Here is a 7,053-nt window from a genome sequence, read left to right as displayed (position 1 = left end):
AATCTAGAAACGCGGTTGACGGAAAGACTAGGCGGCTGCGGGTCTTTGGCACTTTTGTTGGGGTCGTTGCTCGACTGGTGGTTGGGTACTGAAGTTAGTGAGTGTCTGCTTTCTAGACCCGCGCAGGCACGTGGGGGATTGCCTACAGCCAGGAGCCAGCTGGCGATGGTGCTGCCAGTTGTCTCCTGGCCACGGCCTACCCCGCAGTTGTGCCTGCGCTACTGAGTTTTATTTATTCTGGTTGTGGTTCTAATAGGAAGAAGATCAGGACATCGTGATAGCTAGTATGTATTTCTAGCAAAAGAAGTGTAAGAACTGCCGTACACCCAATCTAACGAAGGCGCCTGCTGTGGTAGGCGTAGCGAGGAGACAAAGACAGGCGCACTTCCTGTCTCTGGCTCCTCGCGAAAGCCATCCACCAGCGCCGAAGTGGCGACAATGGACTCGCCACTTACATAGACAGCTAAACCACAACCTCCTGATTAAATAGGAAAAAGAAAATGCACGTGCAAGAACCACAACTTAATGCCGCTTATTACGAACTCTAAACAGAAACGTAATCTGATAGCACTTCAACGAGGAAAAACAACTACCCGAACTGCCCTACCCACACTCCAACGAAGGCGCCTGCTGTGGTAGGCGTAGCGAGGAGACAAAGACAGGCGTACTTCCTGTCTATGGCTCCTCGCGAAAGCCATCCACCAGCGCCGAAGTGGGATCAATGAATTCACCACTTACATAGGCAGCTAAACCACAACCTCCTGATTAAATAGGAAAAGAAAACGCACGCGCAAGAACCGCAACCCATTGCCGCTTATTACGCACGCTAAACAGAAACGTAATTCATAGGTCACTTACTAACCAGCTCCTTTAAAAACATATTCCTGATCTGCCCTACACCCAATCCAACGAAGGCGACTGCTGTGGTAGGCGTAGCGTGGAGACAAAGACAGGCGAACTTTTCTGTCTATGGCTCCTCGCGAAAGCCATCCACCAGCGCCGAAGTGGTGACAATGAACTTGCCATTTACACAGGCAGCTAAACCACAACCTCCCGATCAAAGACGAAACAGAAAAAGCACCTGCAAGAACCACAACCCAACGCCGTTTATTACGCACAGTTTTATAAAACGTAATCCAAAAATCACTTAGTCCCAATTTTGTTTTAAGCAACAACTCCCCTACTCAGTTACTTAAAACCACAAAAAAGCTTCCACTCAACTTACTGAGCGGAAGCTTTTTCCTATCCTTACAACTTCCATTTAAATCGAGCATAGCCCGCAAGCAACAGGAAATTGACCGCGGCACTAATGACCGTACCGTACGCAATGGCCTGCGCACCAATCTGATCAACAAACGCAAATATAATACCGATATTAATTCCAAACACGCTGATCAAACTAAAGATGATCGGTGTAATTGAATTACCTTTGGCATAATAAAAACGAGTGACATATGTATTAGCCGCCAAGAAGAACATCGACAGAGCAAACACTTTGAACACCGGTACCGTCAACATAATAGACTTCTCATCGAAATTCCCATAACCGAATACTAAACGGATTAGCGGCTCAGCTAGGAAATAGCAAAACACCGTCGCTGGCAATAGTAACGCGACCATGTAGAGCATACCTTTCTTGTAAAGCGCCTTGACCGTCTTCGTATCCCCTTCGCCTTCTTTCTTCGCGAGCATCGGATAAATGACCGTCGTTACAGCTGTCATGAGAATGGCTTGTGGAAAACCTGTTAGTTTCGATGCGTAGTTAATAGAAGAAATCGCACCTTCCCCTAATCCCCCTGCTGCAATACGGTGAATAATGAAGTAGAACTGCAAGGATGCGCCACCGAATAAAATCGGAAGAGCCAACCACCACATTCTCTTAATATCCGTTGGCATGCCGAATGAAGGTTTCAGCGAAGAGAGATCTGCACGTTTGATTCCCCAAAATAGGAAGAGTCCCATTAAGATTGCACTGACCATCGCACCCACACCGTATGATTCAGGTCCAAGCCATTTTGTTAGCGCAAAGCCTACTCCAACAAACGCCGCGTTATACAGTAAGATGGCTAGACTCGACAACTGAAAACGATCATTAATGTTCAATAATCCACTCATCCATGTCGACATGACCAATACAATTGAAGAAGGCATCATCCAAAGGAAAAGATTTCTCACTAATGTATAGTCTTCATCACTTAAATCTTTAAAGAATAGATTCAGTATCGGATTCGTCAATACGATAATGACTAATGTAACGAGTGTGGCAGTTATGACAACTGTCGTGAATGCCTTGCGCACAAATAATGGTTTGTCCATATTTGAGGAATGATAGATTGATATAAAAGCAGTCGTTAACGCCCCACCGAGCACTAGATAAATAAAGTTCGGTATCGTATACGCTGTCGCGATAGCATCCGCCACTGTCGATGTACCATATTGTATGCCAATCACGACTTCACGACCGAAGCCAAATAATCTGGCGACAATATTAATGATAGCGACAGTGCCAATGATCTTAAATAATTTACTCATTCGGAAGATCCCTTTCCATTCTGTTCATAGATATCGTTCAACCTTTTGACGATTACTGTTGAAGAATGTTGCTGAATCACTTGTTGCGTGACTTCATGCTGCTCTCTTGTCACTTCATTCGCAAGTGCTATCTCAAGTCCAGCAGCTAAAGCTTGTGCATTACGTGGCTCAACTAGGGTTCCGACATCTTCTTTCAATAAATAAGGTAAACCTCCAACATTCGTCGCTACGACTTTGGCTCCCGACGCAAGCGCTTCGAGTGCCACTAAGCCGAATCCTTCGTGGTATGAAGGTAAAGCGAGAATATCTGCTGCTGACATCCATTTCGCAAGTTCAGTCTGACTAACCGGCTCTTTAAAGTGAATACTTGCATTGTTACCGACTTTCGCCTTCATTTCTGCCGTAAAACGCTGGTCCTTCTGTGAACCTACTATATATAGAAGGAGGTCGTCATATGTTTCTTGTAATTGTTCAAATGCATCGATCAATTCCATGACACCTTTTGCTTCGATCACATTTCCTACAAAGAGAATTACTCGTTCATTCAAAGGCACGTCCAATAAAAGCCGAACCTCTTCCTGACCCATCGGTTTAAAGATACTCGTATCGACACCCATACTCATAACTTCTACTTTGCTAGGGGCAATACCATAATCATCGATGACGTCATTTCGCAACTTCTCCCCCACTGTAATGACTTCTGAGGATTCTTGTAAAATACGATTAGTGAGTTTTGCGATACGTGGACTTTTTTTAGCCATTTTATCTAAATCTCCACCATGCACTGTTACAACGTACGGTATCTTCCATAATTTCTTTGCAAGCAACGACACCAGTCCAGTGGGAAACGCGTAATGCGCATGTGTAATGCTGATTTTCTTTTTATGCTGTAAGACATATAGAAGGGATTGTGTTCCCCATGATAGATATTTGGTTATTTTTCCGATTTTCCCTTTGCCCGGATCATGTATGGCGATGATTTTAACATCTACACCATCATTCTTTAATTGTTCCACTTGATTTTTCACAAAGATTCCATAGGTTGGATGCTCTGTGGAAGGATACATATTACTAAACACTACTACTTTAGGCACTCATAACTCATCCTTTATTACTTACTGTCATAAACTAATAAGCTCTTTTATATGTTGAATGATTATACCACAAAATATAGGGATATAAAGTCGCAATAACGTTTAACTGAATATTTTCTCTGTTCCGTATAATGAAAATCTAATTAGTTTTTTCTACTAACATTTCATTTGTGTGTCAGTGTGTAATTCTCTTGTAATATAAATGTAATAATTTCTATGTTTATCCGTGCTAATATATTCCTAGATTACAAAGCGCAACAATGATTGTGCGAAAGGGGAATTTGAGAACAGCATGAAACGTCTAATAACTCTGGTCATGGCAAGTCTACTATTCTTTTCATTTGTACCAGAATTTGCTTCCGCAAACTCACCAACGTCATTAGTAAGCACAGCGAAAAATTATATGGGAACACCTTATCGTTTAGGTGGGACAACCCCAACAGCTTTTGATTGTTCAGGATTTACACAATACGTATTCAATAAAGAAGGTCTTTCTATTCCAAGAACGACTGGTCAACAAATCGGAGTCGGTACTTCCATTTCCAAAAGCAATCTAGAAGTTGGAGATTTAGTATTCTTTAATACATCAGGTCGCGGCGTATCACACGTTGGCATCTATATAGGATCTAATAACTTCATCCATGCTTCTGTGAGCAAAGGTGTCATGGTATCATCATTGGATGATCCATACTACTGGAAGAGCCGTTATATTGGTGCACGTCGCGTAGCGAACTTCACTGATAACGTCGTTAAAGAAGAACAAAAAGTGGCTGCATCTGCTCCTGTTAAAGAAATTGTTTATGCAACTCGCGGTGAAATAGCACAGGTACTTGCAGAAAAGTTAGACCTTGATATGACAACAGTTAACACAACATTTAAAGACGTGGATGAATCAAATCCTCATTACGAAGCAATTTCCGCAGTCGCTGAAGCGAATATTTTCTCTGGCGATGCAGGTAACTTCAATCCAAATAAAGAATTAACTCGCGCTCAAATGGCAAAAGTTTTAGTAAGTGCATTTGAACTAAGAGGTTCTGCTATTGCGAATTTCTCTGATGTTCCTACTGGTCACTGGGCAACAGAATATATTAATATTTTATTCCATCACGAAATTACAACTGGTTACTTAGATGGTACGTATGGTTTATCAGACAAAGTATCAGTTGGACAACTAAATAAATTCATTGATCGTATCAATAATTAATGACCCTACCGAATGTTCAAACTAGAGCATTCGGTTTTCTCTAAATTCAGCACTATCTCCCCCTTCAGCCCCATCCTTCCTCAAGTAGTTACGAAGAATCATAGAATTAACATTTTTTTTTTACGAGCTATGACAAAAATATCTAGTAATTAGTTTTCATAACTGGTAAAATGAACCTATGAGTCTAGTAATATATTATATTTTAAGGAGGATCTCATGAAACAATTTAAATGGGCAACAGTCGGACTGTTGCTGCTAACCATCTTAGCTCTCTCACCTCTCCAGTCATTTGCAAGCTTTAAGTTTTCCGACGTCCCCGCCAATAGTGAATATGTCAAAGAAGTCCATTACATAGCGGAAAAAGGTATTATTAATCAAACTCCTAAATTCAATCCTCAAGACAACTTACGACGTTCACATGTTGCCAAGATGCTTGTTATTGCAACGGGCACACAAAATACACAGTTAAAAAACATGGAAATTAACGGATTGAAGCCAACTAGCGAACAATACAAGTTTGCTAACATTGCTCTTCAAAAAGGATACTTCCCGAACACTGACGCTAACAACTTCAAACCGAACGAAGAAATTAAACGGGATGAAATGGCTTATGCAATATCAGTAGCGTTTAACTTATCTGAAAAAGTAACTAGCCAAAAACCTCTGGGTATGGATGATGTGAAAAATCACAAATACGCTGACCGGATCAACGGCTTGTATTATGCAGGTATTACACAAGGTGACAACAAGAAATTCTTACCGAATAATTTGTTAACACGTAAACAATTCGCATTATTCGTTGCACGTGCGATGGACAAGCAGTTTGCATTGGCTGTTAAAACACCAGATCAGCAATCTAGCGTAAAGTACGTACGCGTAGCAACGGGTGACGACACAGATCCACTAAACGTACGCAGCGCACCTTCTGAGTCTTCTGCTATTATCCATGTGTTGCCTAACGGTACACTGGTAGAAGTAATCGGTAATCAAGGTATCTGGCTGAATGTACGTATTAATGGTGTAGAAGGATTTATCCATGAATATTTCACGACTCCTAATTTAAATGACGTGAAACCAAATACACCCGCACCTACACCACCACCTGTCACTACACCAAAACCGACACCTGTTGCCAAAACAATGGGTAAAGTAACGGTAAATAATTTAAACATGCGTTCTGCAGGTAACTCCAGTGCCCCAACTGTCGGTAAGCTACAAGCCGGTCAGAAAGTAGAAGTCTTGTCCATGTCTGGTTACTGGGCAAAGGTTCGTACGGGCAGTACAACAGGTTATGTGCACAAGACGTATTTGAAGTTATTAAATCAAACAGGTAATCCATTGAAAGACCGTATCATCGTTGTCGATGCAGGACACGGCGGACATGACCCAGGCACAAGCAAGAGCGGTCAAACCGAAAAAGCCATCACATTGAACGTATCAAAGAAAGTAGAAGCGAAGTTAAAGAATGCGGGCGCTAAAGTTCTTATGACGCGTTCTAACGATACGTATTATTCACTACAAGCACGTACAGATTTCGCTAAGAAAAACTTCGCAGAAACATTCGTTGCCATTCATGTGAACTCTGCAGGTTTTGCTGCAAAAGGCACAGAAGTTTTCTATGATTCTTCTTCTAACATAAACGCAACAGAAAGCCGTGATTTAGCTTCTTTCATTCAGCGTAATATTGTGCAAAAAGCCAATATGTCTGATCGTGGCGTGAAGAATAAAGGCTTTTATGTAATCAAGAATAATAACGTAGCAGCTGTTCTTGTAGAGTTAGGCTTCATTACAAACTCACAGGATTATGCCAAACTAACAAGCGAGCAGTATTTGAATATTTATGCTGATGCAATCTACACAGGTTTATACCAGTATTACAGCAAGCAATAATGTTCTTCCCTCCTAGACATGTTCTAGGAGGTTTTTTTATGGAATGAATGCGCTTGTGTGGTCATTTTTGGGGGTGTGCTTTTCAGTGAGCTAGTAAACTGAGAGATCGTGTATAGTACCCGACTAAGAAACGCGTTTGGAGCAGAGACTAGGCGGCTGCGGGTCTTTGGCACTTTTGTTGGGGTCGTTGCTCGATTGGTTATTGGGGACGGAAGTTAGTGAGTGTCTGCTTTCTGGACCCGCGCAGGCACGTGGGGGATTGCCTACAGCCAGGAGCCAGCTGGCAAAGTGCTGCCAGTTGTCTCCTGGCCACGGCCTACCCCGCAGTTGTGC

General features: G+C 42.1%; 4 protein-coding genes. 2 read left to right on the top strand and 2 right to left on the bottom strand.

Annotated features, from left to right (window positions below):
* Positions 1–1,248: 1,248 nt before the first annotated feature.
* Entirely contained in the window at positions 1,249–2,532 is a 1,284-nt protein-coding gene (gene murJ / locus CSV68_RS16260) for a murein biosynthesis integral membrane protein MurJ (RefSeq protein WP_099635654.1), read from the bottom strand.
* The gene (locus tag CSV68_RS16255; protein WP_099662646.1) at positions 2,529–3,626 is read right to left on the bottom strand and encodes a glycosyltransferase; all 1,098 of its coding nucleotides are present in this window, start codon (positions 3,624–3,626) and stop codon (positions 2,529–2,531) included. Before CSV68_RS16255 ends, murJ begins: the two co-directional genes overlap by 4 nt.
* Positions 3,627–3,918: 292 nt before the next feature.
* On the opposite strand from CSV68_RS16255, the gene CSV68_RS16250 reads away from it, so the two are divergent.
* Both CSV68_RS16250 and CSV68_RS16245 read left to right on the top strand, forming a co-directional pair.
* Complete coding sequence (locus tag CSV68_RS16250) at positions 3,919–4,830, top strand: C40 family peptidase (protein WP_099635652.1); 912 nt, start codon at positions 3,919–3,921, stop codon at positions 4,828–4,830.
* Between the two features lie 216 nt (positions 4,831–5,046).
* Positions 5,047–6,720 (top strand): N-acetylmuramoyl-L-alanine amidase, encoded by a 1,674-nt coding sequence (locus CSV68_RS16245; RefSeq protein WP_099662645.1) that lies wholly within the window; start codon positions 5,047–5,049, stop codon positions 6,718–6,720.
* Positions 6,721–7,053: the final 333 nt, after the last annotated feature.

The organism is Sporosarcina sp. P29 (genome assembly GCF_002743265.1).
Taxonomy (GTDB): domain Bacteria; phylum Bacillota; class Bacilli; order Bacillales_A; family Planococcaceae; genus Sporosarcina.
This window is presented reverse-complemented; position numbering and strand designations above follow the sequence as displayed.